A 20,373-nucleotide genomic window follows, 5' to 3' on the forward strand; every position below is an offset into this window, starting at 1 on the left:
CGCTCGGACGCGCTCGCGGCGTTACGGTGGGGCCGTCGCCAGCAGAAGGGGGTACGGACATGGCGGAACGCCATCCCGCGCTCGCACGGCTCGACGCGCTCGTCGGCCGGTGGACGGTGCAGCCGGAGGTCGAGGACCTGGGTGTCGGGTGGACCGATTTCTCCTGGGTGGAGGACGGCGCGTTCCTCCGGCAGATCTCCGACGCCGACCCGCTGCCGGCCACCGCACCCCAGGCGTGGCGGGACAACAACCCGCTGCCGGTGACGTCGCTGATCGGGCTCGACGACGCCGGCGACGAGTTCACCATGCTGTACGCCGACGCGCGCGGCGTCCACCGCGTCTACCGCATGGCTCTCGCCGACGGTGTGTGGCGGCTCTGGCGGGACTCACCCGGCTTCAACCAGCGCTTCACCGGGACGCTGAGCCCGGATGGCGACACCATCGACGCGCTGTGGGAGCGGTCCGAGGACGGCGTCGACTGGCGCCTCGATTTCCGGATCACGTACCGCCGCTGACGGTGGTCAGCCCTGGAGTGGGCTGGATGCGCGATACGTAGAGTCCAGCTCGGGTACTCGAAGTGTCCTTGACGCATTCACGCACATCGTACTGATCTTCCTTACGATGCGGATGCCCAGCTCTGGGCGTATGCCGTCAAGGGAGGACCAAGCGGTGGGTATCAGGAGATCCAGATCCGTGATCGTCGCGACGCTGCTCGCGGTGGTGGGGGGAGCACTCGTCGGCGGTGCGGCGAACGCCGCCGAGCCCTCCCAGTTCGCCGTCGTGGAGGGAGCGATCCGTACGGCAACCGGTACTCCCGTGCCGGCCTCCGGCACGCACGCTTCGCTCTGGGGCAACTCCAGTTACGCCACCACCAGCATCACCGGCTCCGGGCGGGTCCTGATCGGCGCCATCGGTGAGAACTGCCAGGGCTGGCCGACCGTACGGGTGACGGTCGACGGGGTCAGCGTCGGCCAGACCACCATCGTCAGCGCGACCAGCTACGGCACCTACCCGGTCGGCGCCGCGGTCGGCGCCGGTCAGCACACCGTGAAGATCCAGTTCATCAACGACTTCCGGGCCGAGCCCTGCGACCGCAACGTCCACATCGCGTACGCCCGGATGGAGACCCCCGGCGCGACCGACCCGAAGTTCAGCTTCGCCGTCATGCCGGACACCCAGCAGGAGGTGCTGAGCAGCAGCGACACGCGGTTCCGCAACCGTACGGACTGGCTGGTGCAGAACCGCTCCGCGTTGGACCTGCGCTTCGTGGCCTCCTCGGGTGACGTGGTCAACTGGGACACCCCCGACCATTCCCAGTACGTCATCGCCCGGGAAGCGATGCGCCCGATCGAGACCGCCGGCATCCCGTACTCGCTGGCGATCGGCAACCACGACACCCAGGCGACCGGCGTAGGCGGCTCCGCCCGCGACCCCGCCCGCACCCGGGAACTCGTGCGCGACACCACCGTGTTCAACCAGTTCTTCACCGTCGGCCAGTACGGCGCGGTCAAGGGACAGTTCGAGGCCGGCAAGGTCGACAACTCGTACTCGACCTTCGAGGCCGGCGGGGTGCAGTGGATGGTCCTCACCCTCGAACTGTGGCCCCGGGTCGAGGCCGTCACCTGGGCCAGGAGCGTCGTCGCCGCCCACCCCCGGCACAACGTCATCGTCGTCACGCACGACTACATCGACGGCAACGGCGCCATCGAGCAGAGCGCCTCGTACGGCGCGACCAGCCCGCAGTACCTCTTCGACAACCTGATCAAGCAGCACGCCAACATCCGGTTCGTCTTCTCCGGTCACGTCGGCGTCGCCGGCAACCGGGTCGACACCGGCGTCAACGGGAACAAGATCTACACGTTCCTCCAGACGTTCCACTCCAACACCACGAATCCGGTACGCCTGGTCGAGGTCGACACGGCGGCCAACTCGCTGCGTACCTGGATCTACGCGCCCTACAACAACCAGTCGTTCACCGAGTACGACCGGTCGTTCACCGGCATCGGCGTGGTCCGCTGACGTACGCGTCGCACGCTCAGTGAGCGGGATTCGGCGTGTGTGGTAGCCGACCCAACTGGTGCCAGTCGGTCTCCGCGACGTCGACGCCGTAGTGCGCGGCCGCGGCGAGGATGTTCTGGAATGCCTGGTCACGTTCGTCGTCGTCGACGCCTTGGACCTGGTCGAACCGGGCAAGGGCGTTACGGACGTGCGCCGCGTCGGTCAGCGGCTCCTTGCGCTTGCCCGGAAACGCGAAAACGCTCTCCGGCAGCTCGCGCTTCTCTTTCTCGGACAGACTGCCGTGCTCCTCGTGGGGCTTCCAGGTCGACGTCATCGCCCACCATTACCCACTGGCCACCCGGCAGCACCCCCGTGCCGGACGTTTCGACCGAGGCAGGGTGCACTCCCAGCCTCCCGTACCTCCTTTCTTGGCCGGACGACACGTCGGCCGGGGCCGCGGTTGCCCCCAGACGGCGGGGTAGGGAATTCAGGTACCCCCACCCGAACGCGTCGCGTCGCTATGATCACCCCCGTTCATCAACGGGGGAGGAACGCTCGTGAGTCGTTCACGTCTGCTGCGCGCCGCCGCGTGGCTCGGCGCCTGCGCCATCGGTGTGCTCGGTGCCAACGCCGTCGCACCGGTCTCCGCGGTCGCGTTGCCGAAGGGCACGCAGCTGCGCCTGGACCACACCGCACTGGTGCCCGGTTCGTTCGGCAAGACCCAGTCCGTCTACCTCTACAACTACGACACCGACTTCACTCTGAACGACGTAGCGGTCACCATCGACACCGCGAAGCTCGCGGGTGTCGCCACGGCCAAGCTCACGTTCGAGGGTTCCAGCCCGTGCGAGCAGTCGGGTACGAGGATCACCTGCAGCTTCGACACCCTCTCCTCGGAGAACCTGTTCGCGGGTATCACCACGCTCACCTTCCGGCCGGAGGCCGCAGCGAAGGTCGGCGACGAGGGTGAGGTGAGCGTGAAGGTCACCAGTCGGGACCAGACCTTCACCAAGACCTCGAAGGTGACCATCAGCGAGAAGGTCGCGCTGGAGGTTGGGCCGATCATCACCAAGAAGGTCAAGCCGGGCGACACCTTCACGAACCCGCTCACGGTGAAGAACACCGGGGGCAACGCGATCAACGGCGTGGACCTCTTCTTCTTCTACGAGTCCATGTTCACCGTGCCCAAGCGCTACGACAACTGCGACTACGGCACCTTCGCCGCGTACTGCCACTTCGAGGCGACGCTGGCTCCGCAGCAGGAGTACGTGCTCTCCGAGGAGTTGCCGTTGCAGCTGCGGCCGCAGGTGCCGGCGCCGGGCGTGGCCGGAGCCAGCTTCGCGTGGTCGACCCCGATCGACGGGCGTGACAACTTCGACATGGTCCAGGCCACCAAGCCGACCCGCGGCACGCAGGGCACCCTCCGCCTCGTCCAGAAGCCCTCGGGGCTGCGTGCCCAGGGCGCCCAGACCGAGGACTCCTTCTTCCTGGACACGCAGAGCGTGATCCTCACGGTCGAGGGCACGAACCGGTCCGACGTGAGCGCCGTCGGCGGGCAGGTCCGGGCCGCCGTGGGCACCACGGTCACCGCCAAGCTCGGCGTCAAGAACCTGGGTCCGGCGTACGCCTCCGGCATCACCGAGCCGGCCGCGACCGTCACCGTCGCGCCGCCCGCCGGCACCACCGTCACGACGGTGCCCGCCGGGTGCACGAAGGCGGACACCGGCTACGTCTGCCGGACGAACGTCCACCCGCTCGAGGTGGGCGAGGCTGTGACGTGGGACTTCGGGTTGCGGGTCGACGCCGCCGGGGAACTCACCGGTACCGTCACGGCCAAGTCCTCGACCCCGGACGCGACGCCGGACAACGACGTGGCCAAGCTGGTCGTCAACCCGGTCGGCGGCGCTGGCGCCGGCGGGGGCGGCGGGAGCGACGACGGCCCGTCGCTGCCGATCACCGGCCAGTCCGGCATCGTGCTGGGTGGCGCCGCCGCCGTTCTGCTGGCCGCGGGTGCCGCCCTGTTCGTGGTGACGCGCCGCCGCCGTACCCGCTTCGTCGCCTGACGCCGGGACTGGCTCAACGGGAAGCCCTGGTCGGACATGCTCCGGCCAGGGCTTCCCGCACCTCTGCTGGGCGACCTGGGGTCAGGCACGACCCGCAACGGGCCCACGCGCCAGGCGCGGCACCAGCACCGAGCCGGCCACGAACAACAGCCCGGCGACCGACAACACCACGCCGACCCACGCGGTCGCCAGGTACCCGTGGCCGCCCGCGATCACCACGCCGCCCAGCCACGCACCGATCGCGTTGGCCAGGTTGAGCGCGGAGTGGTTCGAGGACGCCGCCAGCGCGGGCGCGTCCGGTGAGGCTTCCATGAGCCGGATCGTGAGCCCGGCGCCGAGCACCTGGCACACCAGCCCGATCGCGAAGATCAGCAGCACGGCGGCGACCGGTGACGAGGCGGTGAGCGCGTAGAGCGCCAGGACCGCGGTCATCGCGACGAGCGAGCCGATGAGCGTGCCCAGCGCCGACCGGTCCGCCAGCCGACCGCCGAGCAGCGCGCCGACGGTCATACCCAGGCCGAACACGGCGAGGACCCACGGCACCGCCCGGGTCGGCATTCCGGCTACGTCCGTGAGGGTCGGAGCGACGTAGCTGTAGACGGCGAACATGCCACCAAAGCCCACGGTGCCGGTGAGCAGTGCGATCCACACGTGGACCCGGCGGAAGGCACCCAGCTCCCGGGAGATGCTGGCCCCGTCCACCGCGGCGACGTGCGGCACCCATCGGCGCACGGCGAGGATCGTCAGGACGCCGATCCCGGCCACCAGCGCGTACGAGGCGCGCCAGCCGAACACCTGACCGGCGAGCGTGACGAACGGTACGCCGATGATGTTGGCCACGGTCAGCCCGACCATGACCCGCCCCACCCCCCGCCCCCTGCGGTCCGGCGGGACGAGCCCGGCCGCCACGACGGCGGCGATGCCGAAGTACGCGCCGTGCGGCAGACCGGTCAGGAAGCGGGCGCCGACCAGCGACCAGATCCCCGGCGCGAGAGCGGTCAACGCGTTGCCCACCACGAAGGCGACCATGAGCACGAGCAACAGCCCGCGCCTGGGCACCCGGGCCGCGAGGGCCGCGATGACCGGCGCGCCGACGACGACACCCAGCGCGTACGCCGTGATGGCATGCCCCATCACCGGGATGGGGACGCGCAACTCGTCGGCCATCTGGGGCAGCAGCCCCATCGTGGCGAACTCGGTGGTACCAATGCCGAAGCCGCCGATCGCCAGCGCGAACAGCGCCGCCCCGGCCGGACGGCGTGCGCCGGGCGCGTTCGGCCGGGCGGGTACGGCCTCGGTGGTGCTCACGATGGTGTCTCCGCTCGTCATGATCGGCGCCGCCCTGCGACAGGACCGACTTCCACGGCGGTATGGGAGGCGGGGCTCGGGCCCATGGTGCCCCTCGCGTGTTGCCGTCGACTCAACGAGAGGTGGCCGAGGTGACGCGAATTACCTGCGGGAACGCCTCGACGGCCGACCGGACGTCATGACCGCGCCGTCGCTGTCGTGCCACCGATCGCTGGGCAGACCGGTACCGAACAGCCGATATGATCCTTCCCTAGCCAGGCCGTCGACGCGGCCGAGTCCGACGACGCAGAGCGTGACGGGGAATGACGACAGACATCGTCGGCAGAAGCGACGTTCTTGCGGTCATCGACGAGTTCTGCGATCACTCACGCACATCCGGAAAATCGTTGATCATCGTCGGGGACCCTGGCCTGGGCAAGACCACGCTGCTGCGATACGCCGCCCGGCGCTGGGCGGCAGAGGGCGGCCGCGTCCTGGAGGCGACCGCGGTCGAGTTCGAAGCGGACATCAGCTTCGCGGGGTTGAAACAGATTCTGAGCCCGATCGCCGAATCGGTCCCCAACGCCGAAGGGGCCTACGCCGACATCCTGAAAGCCCTTTTCGATCCGGACACGTCCACGGCACTTGACCGGATGGCGGTCACCGAAGCACTGCGGAATCTGCTGCTCACCCTGGCCCGCGATTCGCCGATCCTCGTCCTCGTCGACGACGTCCAGTGGCTCGACCGGTCGAGCGCCGCGGTGTTCACGCTCCTGGCCCGGCGGCTGACCGGAACGCGCGTCGGCCTCCTCGGGTCGACGCGTCCGGCGGCCGAAGGCTTCTTCGAGCGAGCACGACTCGACGAATACGTATTGACCCCTCTCGACGAGCAAGCGGCGGCACAGGTTCTGACGGCCCGCCATCCCGGGTTGACGCCCGCAGTCCGGGGAAGGGTGTTGGCGACGGCGGCCGGGAACCCGCTGGCCCTCGTCGAACTGCCGCTGGCCCTCGCCAGCCGGGGTCACGCCAGTCCGACGCTCGACCTCTCCGTGGTCCCGCTCAACCGCCGGCTACAGGCAGCGTTCTCGTCCCGCATCGACGACCTGCCGGATGCCACGCGAGAGTCGCTGCTGCTCGCCGCCCTCGAGGCCACCGGGAACCTCCGCGTCCTCGAGGTCGTGGCCGGTGAGCGGCTCCTGGAGACGTTGGCACCCGCCGAACGCGCTCGACTCGTCCACATCGCGGAGCATGGCACGCGACTGCTGTTCTCCAATCCCCTGACCCGGTCGGCCGTCGTCAACGCTTCCACGGCCGCGCAGCGGCGCCGGGCCCACCGCCGGTTGGCCGACGGTCTGCGTGACGACCCGGACCGGCGGGTGTGGCATCTCGCGCAGAGCAGTGCCGGGCCCGACGAGCGGGCAGCCGTCTCGCTGGAGGAAGCGGGATATCGGCTGGTCCGGCGGGGCGACATCGTGGGCGCCGTGACCGCGCTCACGAACGCCTCGATGCTCAGCCCCGCCGACACGCAGCAGGCTCGTCGCCTGGCCGCGGCGGCCTACATCGGTGCTCGCCTGGGCGGCGGAATCGCGGGGGCTGGCGACACGCTAGTCGAGGCGCGTCAGCTCGACGCTGGGCATCAGCGGTCCCTGGACATGGCGATGGCCACGTCGTTCGTCATCCTCAACGCCGACGGTGACGTCGACACGGCTCACCGCATCCTCTCCGGCGCACTGGACGCGGTGAGCGCGGAGTCGCATCCGGTCTTCCAGATCAGGGAGGCCCTGCTCACCCTGCTGTACGTCTGCTTCTTCGGCGGACGGAGCCATCTCTGGTCGGACTTCGACGCGGTCCTGTCACGCCTGAACGACCCCGGCCTCGACATCGTCGTGCTGATGCGGCACACGCATTCTGATCCGGCGAACGCCGGCGACGCCGCGTACCGACAGCTCGACCGACTCGTCGAGAGCCTGGATCAGGTCGACGCCCCCGGCGAGATCGTCCTGATCGGCCTCGCCGGTTCCTGGGTGGACCGGCTCGGTGGTTGTCGTGCCGCCCTGCACCGCGCGCTGGAGCGGGGACGCGCCGCGGACGACACGAACGTCATGACGCAGGCCCTGACCCTGCTGGCGCTCGACTCCTACTTCCTGGGCCAGTGGCGGGACAGCGAGCGGTACCTGGCCGAGGCACTGTCCCTCACCAAGGAGCAGGGACTGCGGCTCTTCCGCTGGGCCATCGATCACTGGATCGCCACCCTCGCCGCCGTGCGCGGCGACGACGAGACCGCGCGGCGGATCACCGACGAGCTGATCTACTGGGCCGTACCCCGAGGTGTGGCCGTGGTGAGTCATCTCTGCCACTACACCCGCACCCTGCTCGCACTGGGCGCCCAGGACTACGAGGAGGCATACCGGGAGGCGACGTCGGCGAGCCCCGCCGGCACCATCCCGGCTTTCCGCCCGGTGGCGATCTGGATGGTGCTCGACGTGGTCGAGGCCGCCGTCCGGACCAACCGCCACGCGGAGGCCCGGGCGCACGTCGCCGCGGCTCGTGCGGCGCGGCTGGAGACGGTCTCCGGCCGGCTCGACATGCTGGTGACGGCCGCCGAGGCGCTCGTCTCCGCCGACGACGCGGCGACGAGCCTGTTCGACCGGGCACTCGCCACACCGGACGCCGACCGGTGGCCGTTCGATCAGGCCCGCGTCGAGCTTCTGTTCGGCCAACACCTCAGACGGATCAGGTCGGGGCGTGCCGCACGGGAACACCTCGGCCGGGCCCATGCCGCGTTCGAACGCCTCGGCGCCGAGAAGTGGGCGCGAAGCGCCCGCCGAGAACTCAGGGCAGCCGGCCAGCGGACCGGGCCGGCCACCCAGCCGGGACACGCGACCCTGACCGGCAGGGAACATCTCATCGCCCAGATGGCCGCGACCGGCATGACCAACAAAGAGATCGGCGAGGAGCTGTTCCTCTCGGCGCGGACCGTCGGTGCGCACCTCTACCGCATCTTCCCCAAACTGGGCATTACCGCACGGGCGGGCCTGAGGGACGCCCTCACCGTCATGGACGAGACCCGCCCACACCGGCATCAGTGAGGTCGACGTCACCTCGACGCACGGCGTCGCCGCGTGCGGCGCGGGCCACCACCGGCCCACGCCGGACGCGAAGAACTCGTCACGCGGAGGCGAGTTCGTCCCTGATCAGCTGGGCGAGCGCTGCTGGCTGGGACAGGAACGGGGAATGGGACGTGGCCATCCGCGCGACCCGGCCAGCTCGGGTGGCGAAGTACTCCTGCGCGACCGGCGGAAGGGCGTTGTCGGCCTCGCAGACGACGTACGTGCTGGGGATGGTGTGCCAGGCGGCCCCGGTCTGCTCCTGAGTCTTCGAGGTGTAGGAGTGGTATCCGAGCTGCGTCACTGCCCGTCGTGCGATGTCAGGGGCGACATCGCCGTAGAACACCGTCGCGGGATCCACCGGCTCCACGTAGTCGCCGGCACCGACACCGTGGTGGATCTTCCACCAGGGTGCGGGGGTACCGCCCGCGCTGGACAGCAGAGACTCGCCGACCTCGATCTGGAACGCGGCGAGATAGACCATCCGCCGGACGTTGTGGGCACCGACCAGGCCCTGGCTGGCGGGGATGCCGCCGTACGAGTGGGCCACGACGACGACGGGGCCGCCGATCTCGGCGACGGCCTTCCCGATGAGCGCCGCGTCCTCGTACATGTCACCCAGCTTCTCCGGGTCGTCACCGCTGCTGGACAGCGCGACGGTATGGACATCGATATTCCGCAGCTCGTCCGTCAGGAGCGCCAGGTGCTCGGGCTTGTGCCAGGCGCCCGGAACGAGGACGAGTGATGGCAGGGACAAAAGAACCTCCGAGTACGTGTGATGTGGCGAGCTGACTCATGAACTGGTGCACCAGGCCGTGCCCGATCGGTTGGCAGCGGCGCCGACGTACCTGGCGCCCTCATGCGCCCGCCGACGAGCTTGGCGCTGCGCGGTCTCCTGCTGCATCAGTCATGTGACTGCACCTCGCGCGGAGATCGACGCCTGGAAGGGCGGGTACTGGCCGGAACCTTGCGTAGCTCCGGCCATGCATGGATTCGTCGACGTCGACACCAGGCCGACCGACATGGCGGGGCGGCCCGGTCAGCCGCCGAGGGGCACCTGTCCGCTGGCGCGGCGGGCCGTGCTGAACCGACGCTGGTAGGCGGCGGGGCTGATCGACAGCTTCCTGGCGAAGACCCGACGCATGCTCTCGTAACTGGGGAACCCGGCGAGGGCCGCGGCCTGCGTCGCGCTGTGTCCCTGGTCGAGCAGTGCCCGGGCCATGTCGAACCGGATGTTCTCCACGTAGCGCGCCGGCGTCGTGGACAGTTCGTGGTGGAAGAGCCGGGTGAGTTGCCGAGTGCTCACGTTGACGTGTTTCGCGAGTTCACCGAGCGAATGCTCCCCGCGGGGGTTCGCCGTCACCAGGTCGGTGATGGTGCGGAGAGCCGGCGAGCGGGGCGGCGGCCCCTGCAACGGCGCGGAGAACTGGGACTGCCCGCCCGCGCGCTGCATGTACACCACGAGGGCGCGGGCGACGTCGCGCGCCAGGTCGGCCCCGTGGTCCTCTTCGACGAGGGCGAGCGCCAGGTCGATGCCGGCCGTCACCCCTGCCGAGGTGTACGTGGTGCCATCGCGCACGTAGATCGCGTCGGGCTCGACGCGGCACGTCGGACAGCGGGAGGCGAGTTCGTGCGTGACCTGCCAGTGCGTGGTCGCGCGCTTGCCGTCGAGGAGGCCGGCGGCGGCGAGTACGAACGCTCCGGTGCAGATCGAGGCGACCCGGCCGGCCACAGCCGCCGGTGTCCGCGCAGCGTCCGCCAGGTGGCTGGGGACGGGGGCGCGCGGATAGAGGTCGGACCCGGCCACCAGGAACGTGTCGGAGGGCGGCTCCGAGGAGACGGCGCCGTCGACCGCGACCCGGATCCCGAGGTTGGACGTGACGCCCGCGCCGGTGGGCGACAGCAGCACGATCCGGTAGTCGGCACCGAACCGGTTCGCCTCCTTGAAAACCTCAGCGGGACCGGCGACGTCCAGTAACGTCACTCCGTCGTAGACGAGGATCGCGACGCGATGGGGGCCGGCTGTCACCACTCCGGTCCCAGCGCGGGAAGCATGGACACCGTCCATTGGTAGCACACCGTAACGGGCGATCACTGGCATCCCGGGCGGGGTTGCTGCAAGCCCCTGGTGATGCGGTTGCTGCCCTACCGAGTGCGGCAACGCGGGTTTGTTCATCTGAAGCCGGAGCCGTAGCAGAGGCTGGTTAACTAAATTGGCCGACCGCAGCCACCGGTGGCAATCGGCGCGACGAACCGGACATCAGGCCACCGTGCGGAACCAACTGTGACGGGGGACGCACATTCGCGGGTCCACGCGCCGACTCGGTCCGAATGTGAGGGGTTCCTGGCCGGACAAAGGCGGCACCGCCCGCCGATCGGTGGGAATCATGGAGGTCGCAGGTCCACGGCCACCACAGTTTTCGGAGAGTCAAAGGTCATGCCAGACGTCATCGCGGGGTTGGAGATTCCTGAGACAGCGGCGGTCGCCCAAGCGACCAGGCTCATCCAGGACACGACCACCCCCCTCATCTATCACCACTCCCGGCGGGTCTTCTTCTTCGGTCTGATTCACGCTCACAGGCTCGGAGTGAAACCGGACCCGGAGCTGCTCTACCTGGCGGCCATGTTCCACGACGCCGGCCTCCTGACCCCCTTCTCCGACGTGGAGCAGCGCTTCGAGGTCGATGGCGCCGACCACGCCCGCAAGTTCCTTCTGGACCGGGGTTTCTCGATGGTCGCCGCCGAGACCGTCTGGACGGCAATTGCACTGCACACCACGCCGGGCGTTCCTGATCGGATGGGACCGGAAATCGCGACCGCGCAGCTCGGCGTCCTGACCGACGTGCTCGGCTTGGGCCTGGACGGACTGGAACACGATCAGCTGGACGAGATCCTGGCCGCCCACCCGCGAGGGGACTTCAAGAAAGAGTTTCTGCGAGCCCAGTTCGAGGGGCTCAAGAACCGCCCCGAAACCACGAACGGCACCGTGAACTCCGACATACTCGAGCACTTCATCCCCGACTTTCGCCGCACGACGACGGTCGAGCGCATCGTTGGCTCGCCCTGGCCGAGCTGACCGAGCTGACCGGACATCACACACAGAGGATTTGCGAATGCGAGCGATCACCGCGCGCCACCGTGACGCGGGTGTCGGTGGCCTGACCCTGACCGACATGCCTTATCCCCACGCCGCGGAGAACGACGTCATCGTGCGCGTGGACGCCGCGGGCTTCACCCCAGGAGAGCTCGACTGGCCGGCAACGTGGTCGGATCGCGCCGGCCGGGATCGGACGCCCAGCATCCCTGGGCACGAGCTGTCCGGTGTCGTGGTCGAGCTCGGCTACGGAACGACCGGCCTCACCGTGGGCCAGCGCGTGTTCGGGCTGACCGACTGGGCCCGCAACGGATCCCTGGCCGAATACACCGCGGTGGAGGCTCGCAACCTCGCCCCCCTCGCGGCCGACATCGACCACGTCGTTGCCGCCGCGCTGCCCATCTCCGGTCTGACCGCCTGGCAGGGCCTCTTCGACCACGCCCACCTCACGACCGGCCAGACCGTCCTCATTCACGGCGCCGCGGGCGGCGTCGGCTCGATCGCCGTCCAACTCGCTTGTGAGGTGGGCGCCAGCGTGATCGGCACCGGCCGAGCCGACGACCGTGATGTCGCGCTCGGCCTCGGCGCGCAGGCCTTCCTCGACCTCAAGGTTGACGATCTGCAGCAGGTCGGCGAGGTGGACGTGGTGTTCGACGTCATCGGTGGCGACGTTCTCGCGCGATCGACCGAACTGGTGCGCCCGGGCGGCACCCTCGTCACCATCGCCACGCCACCTGTCGTGCAGCCCAGGGACGGGCGAGCCATCTTCTTCGTCGTCGAACCTGATCGCGCCCGGTTGACCGACCTCGCCCAGCGCGTCCGGACCGGACGGCTCAACCCCATCGTCGGCGCCGTGCGACCGCTCTCCGAAACGGCGTCCGCGTTCTCCCGCCACCGCCGTACGCCCGGCAAGACGATCATTCAGGTAGCGAACGAGCAGGGAACGCAGCACTCCTGACCAGTGCGCGAACGCCAGTTGCGCGCCGGGCCGTGTCCTGGGTCAAGACCGTCGGAAATGCCGGATCGGGCTACAACCTCGAATTGCGGAGACACGAATGGCCAAGGTAATAGTGGGAGCGACCCCCTTTCAGGGACATGTGAGCCCCATCCTCACCGTCGCGGCGGACCTGGTCAGGCGTGGTCACGAGGTGGTCGTTTACACCGGATCCCGGTTCGAGGAGCGCGCCCTGGCGACCGGGGCGCGATTCCAGGCACTACCACCGGAAGCCGACCTCGACGATCGCACGTTGGACGCTCTCTTTCCGGCACGGGCCGCGCTGCCACCAGGACCGGCCCAGTTGTCCTTCGACTTCCAGAACTTCTTCCTCGGCCAGCTGCCCGCGCAGGTGCGGGGTCTACGGGCTCTGCTGGCGACGTTCCCCGCAGATGTGGTGCTCGGTGAGCTCGGGTTCTGGTCGATACCGGTGCTCAGCCTCTCCACGGCGCCGGCGGAACGCCCGACGCTCGTGACGTTGGGCTCTGTTCCCCTGCTGATCCAGAGCGAGGACACTCCCGCGTTCGGCACCGGCATCCTGCCAACGCCAGGCGCGGAGGCACGCGCCCGCAACAGGGCGATGAACGCTGAGGTGCGCCGGCTCTTTGCCGAGTTGCAGACATTCGGCGAGGCGACGCTCGAGTCGGTGGGCGTGACGATGTCCGACTACCTTTTCGACGCGCCTTTCCGTCGTACCGACCATTACCTGCAGTTGACCGTGCCCAGCTTCGAGTACCCCCGCAGCGACCTTCCGGAGCACGTTCAGTTCGTCGGTACGCTTCCTCCAGCCGCCAGCGGCGACTACGTGAAGCCGGCATGGTGGCCCGAACTGTCGGCCGGCCGTCCGGTGGTGGTCGTCACCCAGGGAACCGTCGCCAACACCGATCTGAACGAACTGGTCATCCCCACGGTGCGTGCGCTCGCCGGCCTCGACGTCCTCGTGGTGGCCGCCACCGTACGCGAGGACGGGCCGGAGCTGGTACGCCGAGCCCTGGCCGAAGTACCGGACAACGTGCGGCTGGCCAGCTTCGTGCCGTTCGATCGGCTGCTGCCACACGCCGACGCACTGGTCACCAACGGCGGTTACGGCGGGGTGCAGACCGCCCTGTACCACGGAGTGCCGCTGGTGGTCGCCGGTGCCAGCGAGGACAAGCCGGAGGTGGCCGCCCGCGTCGAGTGGAGCGGCACCGGCGTCAACCTGCGCACCCGCGTGCCGGAGGTGGCCGAGTTGCGCGCCGCGGTGCGGACGGTGCTGCACGACCCGGGCTACCGATCCCAGGCCAGGATCATGGCCAAGGAGATCGGCCAGTACAACCCGTTCGACGCGATCGCCGACATCGTCGATGTGTCCGCCCGCCGCTGAGGGGCGTTCAACCCACCGTCCTGCTCCAGACCCCTTCCCACCGCAGCCTCCCGGTGACGACATCACCCGGTCCGGAAAATCATCGTAACTTTCGGCTGGTCGGGCTGGACGATGGTCCTCCAACCGGCACTCCCGTGCGACCGCCCCAGCTACTGACCAACCCCGGCATGACTATTGGCCTGGCTGGATGTGCTCTTGCAAGAGACCTGCCACCGCGCGGGGTTGCCACAATGTTTCCGGAAATTGTTGACAAGGCGACGGCTGGGTCAATACGGTCCCCATCGACAGCGTTCTATCGCCGTCAATGCGATCCACCGTGACCCACCCTTCCGGTCGTCGCGCAGGACGACCGGTCAACCACCACCACGCGCGGCACGACGCCATGCCCGGCGACCCGTCACCTGGCCACCGACAGCCCGCCGGGCCGTACCGCGCTGCTGGCCTCCCGCCAGCCGTCACGAGGAGGAAGCACGCACATGACCGACATGAACCACACCCCCACCAGACCGAGGAGGCGCGGCCGCATGCGGCTGCTCCTCGGTGCCGCGTGCGCCGCAGTGCTGGCCGTCGCCGGCACGGTGACGGCCACCAACGCGTACGCCGAGGCCGACCGGACCGTCAGCTCGAACACCACCGGCACGCACAACGGATTCTTCTTCTCGTTCTGGAAGGACAGCGGCAACGCCAGCATGACGTTGCGCGCCGACGGCCGGTACTCCAGCCAGTGGGGCAGCGGCACCAACAACTGGGTCGGCGGCAAGGGCTGGGCCACCGGCAGCCGAAGGACGATCAGCTACTCGGGCACCTACAGCCCGAACGGCAACAGCTACCTCGCCCTGTACGGATGGACGCGGAACCCGCTCATCGAGTACTACGTCGTGGAGAACTTCGGCACCTACAACCCGAGCACCGGCGCCACCCGGGTGGGCTCCGTCACCAGCGACGGCGGCACCTACGACCTCTACCGCACCCAGCGGGTCAACCAGCCGTCCATCGACGGCATCCAAACGTTCTACCAGTACTGGAGCGTCCGCCAGCAGAAGCGCACCGGCGGCACCATCACCACCGCCAACCACTTCGACGCCTGGGCTCGCGCCGGCCTGAACCTCGGCACCAACCACAGCTACCAGATCATCGCCACCGAGGGCTACCAGAGCAGCGGGAGCTCCGACATCACCGTCAGGGAAGGCAGTGGCGGCACCCCCGGCCCGGGGCCGACCACCGGCAACCCGCCAGGCGGCAACTGCACCGCGACGCTGTCCGCCGGGCAGCAGTGGAACGACCGGTTCAACCTCAACGTCGCGGTCAGCGGCGCCAGCAACTGGGTCGTCACCCTCGGCCTGGGCGGCGGCCAGAGCGTGCAGAACAGTTGGAACGCCTCCGTCACCGGCACGAGCGGAACCGTCACCGCCAGACCGAACGGCAGCGGCAACAACTTCGGGGTAACGATCATGGCCAACGGCAACTGGACCTGGCCGACGGTCACCTGCCGAACCGGCTGACGCCGACCAACCGGCACCGAACCTGTGGCGCGGCGGCCTCGGCCGTCGCGCCACACCGGGTCTGCGGGTAGCTCCTTCGGCCGTCGTCGACTACGCCCGCGGTGCCGCGGTCCCTCCGGCTGACGATTCCTCCGCCGTCGGGTCCTCGGTCGGGTCCGCCGTTGGTTCCTCCGTCGCCTCCCCGGTCGGTTCCGCCGTCGTGTCGCCCGTCGGCGTCGCCGTCGGTTCCTGAGGTGCGCTCTCGGACGTGGTGGGCTCGGGCGCATCCACACTGGTCTCGCCTGAGGGCGTGGAGGGGTTCGCCGTCCCCTCCCCTGCTGCTGGACGGGTGGCCGTCGGGCTCGGGGTTCCGGACGCTGGAGCCGGCATACCGGCAGAATCGCGGGTGGCCGCTTCGCCGCCACCTGCGCCGGGGCCAGGTCCGCCCTTTGACGGCGGCACCGAACTCGGCACCGCGGATGGCACCGCGGGAGGCGCCGACGGTCGCCCGGTCTGGCCCGGCATCATGCCGGTGGGATCAGCGAGCACCAGGACGGCAGCCACCGCGGCCATCGATCCGAGAAGCACCGCGAGCGCTTTGTGTCCGGGACCGCCGGCTCGGCTCATCGCACCGCCGAGAGCCGACCGCCGGGAGGCCGGCTGAGCGGTCAGCGGCCCGGTCACGGTCACAGCGGTAGCGGCCCGCACCTGTCGGTCGGACTGGTCCGCGAGGGCCTGCGCCGCCGTGGCCATGTCCCCGGCCGTCGGGAACCGCCGAGTGGGCTCCTTGGCCATGGCGGTGGCCACCAGTTGCCGTACCTCCGTCGGGACGCCCTCCGGCAGCGGCGGCGGCTCGTCTTCGAGGTGCCGCAGCGCCACCGCGACGGCGTTGTCACCCTGGTGCGGCGGTCTGCCGGCGAGGCAGTGGTAGATGACGGCACCCAGCGCGTAGATGTCGATCGCCGGCGTGGTCTCGTTCCTGGACACCTGCTCGGGCGCCATGTACAGGGCGGTGCCGACGACCTGGTTCGTTCCGGTCAGGCTTGCCGCTTCCTGGGTCACGGCAACGCCGAAATCAACGAGTACGACGTGCCCGTCGGGCTCGATGATCAGATTGTTGGGCTTGACGTCACGGTGCACGACGCCGGCGTCATGGGCGGCCTGCAGGGCGCGGGCGGTCTGCGCGGCGACCGACATCGCCTCGGCCGGGTCCAACCGGCCAACCTCGGCGATCCGCTCCGACAACGGCTGCCCCTGCACGCACTCCATCACGATGTAGGCGAGGTCCGGTGCCCCGGGTCGGGACGCCTCGCCGTAGTCGTAGACCTGGGCGATACCCGGGTGACGCAGGGCCGCCATCGCGCGCGCCTCACGGCGGAACCGCTCGCCGAAGCCGGCGTCGGAGACCAGGCGAGGGTGCAGCATCTTGACGGCCACGCAGCGGTCCAGTGTTTCGTCAACCGCCCGCCACACGTCGCCCATACCGCCACTGGCGATGCTCTCGACCAGGCGGTATCGGTCTCCGACGAGTTGCCCCACACTCGGCATGAAGCTTTCGGTACCCCGTACTCGCCGATCTCAAGCACGCAGCACCGTCCGCAGCCGCCGCCTCCAGCGGATCACGGCACACAACGGGTCGTGGAGCGGGCCAGTCAGGCGGCCGGTTCGCTGGTAGGAGACCGGTGGCCTCCGTGGCTCGCCACCAGGGCGTCCGCCACGATGTCAGCGTCAGCTTCTGCGACGTCCGCTGGATACTCCGGCAGCAGGTCGTCCCAGACGACCAGCCACGACCCGAACAACTGGGCCTGCCCCTCGGGCCGAGCGAAGAACCAGACATGCAGGTGGGCGCCACCATCTCCGATGCGGTAGACGTGGGCCCGCGAGATGTGCGGCAGTGCCTGCATGTGGCGGACGATGCGCGTACTCAACAGGCCCAGCTCGGCCGCCATCTCATCAGGCAGATCCGCCATGTCGTAGTGATCGCGCGGATGCAGCATGAGCACCAGCGGGACGCCCACTCCCGGGATCCGGACCAGCCGCCAGTTGTCGTTGAACCAGATCCCTTCGTCCCGGTTGCGGCAGGCGTCGCACTCCGACGGATCCTCGCCGTGCCGGGCGGGCTCCGGGAGCACCGGCGGACGCAACGGCGCTACGCGAAGCCCGTCCGGCTCGAACGGACTGATCTCCCATCCCGTCATGCGTGCCAGGGGAAGTCGGCGTTCGCTGTCCGCGACAGCGACTGCATGCTCAAAAAACTCGTCCGGTCGCAAGGCCATGCGGGGAAGACTAGTACGACAAGATCCAAGTGATCGACAGTCCTAGATCGTTACGGTCCTGACCTGCGAAGACTTCCCCGACACGGCCGTTGACGCCCGTTCACGGCAGGATCTCCACGTACCCGTCGGTACCGTGCACGCGGATCCGCTGTCCATCCCGGATGAGCCGGGTGGCATCGACCACGCCGACCACCGCCGGCAGGCCGTACTCGCGGGCGATCACCGCGCCGTGTGTCATCAGCCCTCCGACCTCCGTCACGAGGCCCGCGATGGCGACGAAGAGGGGCGTCCAGCTCGGGTCCGTGTGAGCGGTGACGAGGATGTCGCCCGGTTCGAGGTCGGCCCGTGCCATGTCCAGGATGACGCGGGCCCGCCCTTCGATGGTCCCGGCGGAGACCGGCAGGCCGATCAGCGCGCCCGGCGGCATGTCGTCGCGCCGGTACGCGCCGGCGACGGCCTCGCCCTCCGACGTGAGCACCCGGGGCGGCGTGAGCGCCTGATACGACCTGAACTCGTCCTTGCGCCGGCCGATGAGCTTGTCATCCACGCGGTTCGTGCGCACGACGTCGTCGAGCTCCTGGAACGTGAGGTAGAAGGTGTCCTCCCTCTCGGCGAGCACGTTGGCCTGCACGAGACGCTCGGCCTCTGCCAACAGGGCCTGCTTGTAGACGAAGTAGCGGCTGACCATGCCGTACTTCGGATACTCCCGGTACCCGATGAAGGTCCGGACCCGGTCGATCATCCGCTTCGTCTCCTCGGCCATGCGCTCGCCGTCCGGTAGTGCCCGCAAACGTTCCAGCAGCTCCTGCTCCTTCTTCCACGCCTCCTGCCGCCCCTGTTCGAAGCGCCGCTCGCCGGCTCCGGGCTCGAAATTCCTGATGTTGCCCAGGATCATGGGCAGGAGCGTGGAGGGGCGTTCACTCCACCGCGGCCGCGTGATGTCGATCTCGCCGACGCAGCGCATGCCGTACCTGTCGAGCCAGGTCTCGATGGCGTCGCGGGCTTCCCGCCCGCCCGCGAGCTTGGGCAGCTCGTCCAGGAACCCCTCGTCGTCGACGTGCTCGAGAAATGCCACCACGTCCGGATGTGGGCGGATGGCATCGGCGACGCCCAGGAGCGCGAGCCCCATCTCGGACGTGACGTTGTGGGGCACCGACTGCGTGAGCGTGTCCGCCGCGTTCTTCTCGCCCAGCCATGCCTCCAGCTGTTCGTTGAGCCACCACGTGGCCTCCATCGCCGACATGAACACCTGATGGCTCTGGGGATCGAACAAGATCCGCCTCAGCTCCTGGATGTCCGCCCGGATGAAGTCGAGCAGGGCCTCACCGGACTTCGTCCGGATGTCACGTTTCGCGGCGGCGATGGATGCCTCGCTGCGCCCGATCAGTTCGGTGACGATGGCCGGATCGGTCTCGATCGAGGTCGGCGCGCCGCCAACCAGTGGCGCGGGGGAACCCTCGTCATCCAGCGGCCGGATGAAGCCGTCGCGCTCGATGATCGTCTGCAGCGCGTCCCCGGTCAGTGGATCGGATCTTCCCGCGAGCTCCAGGAGGCCGGCGCGACTCGTCGGCGAGGCCAGCCTCTGGGTGACGTCGACGAACAGGCGGCCGCCGGCCTCGGCCATGGGCGCGGGGGTCGTCATCTGCCAGAACGAGAGCCCGAGGGGTTTCATGGGGTCGGTCATCATCTGCTGATGGCCAACTGAGAGGTAGACGTGATTCTCCGCGTCACGCGCCGCGGGGATGGGGAACAGCGTCGTGATCGGCCGGCTCTGCACGATCTGGACGTCATCGTCGACCAGGCACCATTCGATGTCCTGCGGGCGACCGAAGTGCGCCTCGATCCGCCGGCCGAGCCGCACGAGCCGCACGACCTGCGCGTCCGTCAGCGCCGGCTGCTCCTGCCGCTCTGGGTCGATCGCCTGTTCCTGCGTTCCGCCCGACGGCGAGGCGTGGATGGCGAGCTGCTTGGCGCCGACCGTCCTGGCGACGACCTCACCGTCGCGGACCTTGTAGACGTCCGGGTTCACCAGGCCGGAGACCAGGGCCTCGCCGAGGCCGAAGCTGGCCTCCACGGAGGCGACCTTCCGGTTGCCGGTGACGGGGTCGGCCGTGAACAGGATTCCGGAGGCGTGCGGAAAGACCATCCGCTGCACGACCACGGCCATGTGGACGGTCCGGTGGTCGAAGCCGTTCCGCAGGCGGTAGGTCACCGCCCGCTCGGTGAACAGCGACGCCCAGCATCGGCGGACGTGCTCCAGGACCGCCGTCGGCCCCATGACGTTCAGGTAGGTGTCCTGCTGGCCGGCGAAGGAGGCCGTCGGCAGGTCCTCTGCCGTCGCGCTCGACCGGACGGCGTAGGCGGCCTGCTCGCCGAGCCGGGCGAGCGCGCCGGTGATCGCCGCCGCGAGATCGCCCGGGACGGCGGTCCCTTCGATACTCCGGCGAATCTCCTCACTGTGCGTGCGGATCGCCTCCCGGTCGTCCGGGTTCAGGCGCGACAGCCGATCGAGCAGATCGCCGATCGAGGGAGCTTCCGCCATGATCCGCCGGAAGGCGTCCGTCGTCACGCAGAAGCCAGCCGGTACGCGGACACCGTCGATCCGCGACAGCGCACCCAGGTGCGCGCCCTTGCCGCCAACGACCGCAACCTGCGTCTCGTCAACGTCTTGAAGATCCAACACGTACTGCTCGATCATTCGGATACCTCG

16 protein-coding genes are annotated in these 20,373 nt (G+C 69.3%); 8 read left to right on the plus strand and 8 right to left on the minus strand.

The window, feature by feature from the left end; all coding sequences use genetic code 11:
• Positions 1-59: 59 nt before the first annotated feature.
• Together M8C17_RS11175 and M8C17_RS11180 are read left to right on the plus strand one after the other, a co-directional pair.
• Positions 60-515, plus strand: a complete 456-nt coding sequence (locus tag M8C17_RS11175) for a hypothetical protein (RefSeq protein WP_252416368.1) — start codon at positions 60-62, stop codon at positions 513-515.
• 178 nt (positions 516-693) lie between these two features.
• A complete protein-coding gene (locus M8C17_RS11180; RefSeq protein ID WP_252416369.1) occupies positions 694-2,019 on the plus strand; it encodes a carbohydrate-binding domain-containing protein in 1,326 nt (441 codons plus the stop codon).
• Between the two features lie 16 nt (positions 2,020-2,035).
• On the opposite strand, the gene M8C17_RS11185 is transcribed toward M8C17_RS11180, so the two are convergent.
• Positions 2,036-2,332, minus strand: coding sequence for a DUF6582 domain-containing protein (locus tag M8C17_RS11185; protein ID WP_252416370.1), 297 nt, complete (start codon positions 2,330-2,332; stop codon positions 2,036-2,038).
• Positions 2,333-2,555: 223 nt separating this feature from the next.
• Here M8C17_RS11185 and M8C17_RS32145 point away from each other — a divergent pair, with 223 nt between their 5' ends.
• Positions 2,556-4,061, plus strand: coding sequence for an LPXTG cell wall anchor domain-containing protein (locus tag M8C17_RS32145; protein ID WP_252416371.1), 1,506 nt, complete (start codon positions 2,556-2,558; stop codon positions 4,059-4,061).
• An 81-nt stretch (positions 4,062-4,142) separates the two neighbouring features.
• Here M8C17_RS32145 and M8C17_RS11195 read toward each other — a convergent pair whose 3' ends face one another.
• Positions 4,143-5,369: an MFS transporter gene (locus tag M8C17_RS11195; RefSeq protein WP_252416372.1), complete on the minus strand. Its 1,227-nt coding sequence runs from the start codon at positions 5,367-5,369 to the stop codon at positions 4,143-4,145.
• Positions 5,370-5,671: 302 nt separating this feature from the next.
• Between M8C17_RS11195 and M8C17_RS11200 the strand changes: the two genes are divergently transcribed.
• Positions 5,672-8,437, plus strand: a complete 2,766-nt coding sequence (locus M8C17_RS11200) for an AAA family ATPase (RefSeq protein WP_252416373.1) — start codon at positions 5,672-5,674, stop codon at positions 8,435-8,437.
• 79 nt (positions 8,438-8,516) lie between these two features.
• On the opposite strand, the gene M8C17_RS11205 is transcribed toward M8C17_RS11200, so the two are convergent.
• Both M8C17_RS11205 and M8C17_RS11210 read right to left on the minus strand, forming a co-directional pair.
• Positions 8,517-9,212 carry an alpha/beta hydrolase gene (locus M8C17_RS11205; RefSeq protein ID WP_252416374.1) on the minus strand — a complete coding sequence of 232 codons (696 nt, stop codon included), beginning with the start codon at positions 9,210-9,212 and terminating at the stop codon, positions 8,517-8,519.
• Between the two features lie 282 nt (positions 9,213-9,494).
• Entirely contained in the window at positions 9,495-10,484 is a 990-nt protein-coding gene (locus M8C17_RS11210; protein WP_252416375.1) for a GlxA family transcriptional regulator, read from the minus strand.
• A gap of 408 nt (positions 10,485-10,892) precedes the next feature.
• Between M8C17_RS11210 and M8C17_RS11215 the strand changes: the two genes are divergently transcribed.
• From M8C17_RS11215 to M8C17_RS11225, 3 genes are all read left to right on the plus strand, one after another.
• Positions 10,893-11,531, plus strand: a complete 639-nt coding sequence (locus tag M8C17_RS11215) for an HD domain-containing protein (RefSeq protein WP_252416376.1) — start codon at positions 10,893-10,895, stop codon at positions 11,529-11,531.
• Between the two features lie 37 nt (positions 11,532-11,568).
• Positions 11,569-12,507 (plus strand): NADP-dependent oxidoreductase, encoded by a 939-nt coding sequence (locus M8C17_RS11220; protein ID WP_252416377.1) that lies wholly within the window; start codon positions 11,569-11,571, stop codon positions 12,505-12,507.
• A 139-nt stretch (positions 12,508-12,646) separates the two neighbouring features.
• Positions 12,647-13,906, plus strand: coding sequence for a nucleotide disphospho-sugar-binding domain-containing protein (locus M8C17_RS11225; protein WP_252416378.1), 1,260 nt, complete (start codon positions 12,647-12,649; stop codon positions 13,904-13,906).
• Positions 13,907-14,303: 397 nt separating this feature from the next.
• On the opposite strand, the gene M8C17_RS31860 is transcribed toward M8C17_RS11225, so the two are convergent.
• Positions 14,304-14,432: a hypothetical protein gene (locus tag M8C17_RS31860; RefSeq protein WP_256482527.1), complete on the minus strand. Its 129-nt coding sequence runs from the start codon at positions 14,430-14,432 to the stop codon at positions 14,304-14,306.
• Between M8C17_RS31860 and M8C17_RS11230 the strand changes: the two genes are divergently transcribed.
• Complete coding sequence (locus M8C17_RS11230) at positions 14,431-15,408, plus strand: glycoside hydrolase family 11 protein (RefSeq protein ID WP_252416379.1); 978 nt, start codon at positions 14,431-14,433, stop codon at positions 15,406-15,408. The genes M8C17_RS31860 and M8C17_RS11230 overlap by 2 nt on opposite strands.
• Before the next feature lie 90 nt (positions 15,409-15,498).
• Here M8C17_RS11230 and M8C17_RS11235 read toward each other — a convergent pair whose 3' ends face one another.
• The 3 genes from M8C17_RS11235 to rph all read right to left on the minus strand — a co-directional run bounded on the left by M8C17_RS11235 (position 15,499) and on the right by rph (position 20,361).
• Positions 15,499-16,935 carry a serine/threonine-protein kinase gene (locus tag M8C17_RS11235; protein WP_252416380.1) on the minus strand — a complete coding sequence of 479 codons (1,437 nt, stop codon included), beginning with the start codon at positions 16,933-16,935 and terminating at the stop codon, positions 15,499-15,501.
• A 104-nt stretch (positions 16,936-17,039) separates the two neighbouring features.
• Positions 17,040-17,663 (minus strand): hypothetical protein, encoded by a 624-nt coding sequence (locus tag M8C17_RS11240; protein WP_252416381.1) that lies wholly within the window; start codon positions 17,661-17,663, stop codon positions 17,040-17,042.
• Positions 17,664-17,763: 100 nt separating this feature from the next.
• A complete protein-coding gene (rph, locus tag M8C17_RS11245; protein WP_252416382.1) occupies positions 17,764-20,361 on the minus strand; it encodes a rifamycin-inactivating phosphotransferase in 2,598 nt (865 codons plus the stop codon).
• Between the last annotated feature and the right edge of the window lie 12 nt (positions 20,362-20,373).

The sequence above is a fragment of the Micromonospora sp. RHAY321 genome, assembly GCF_023896955.1.
Taxonomy (GTDB): domain Bacteria; phylum Actinomycetota; class Actinomycetes; order Mycobacteriales; family Micromonosporaceae; genus Micromonospora.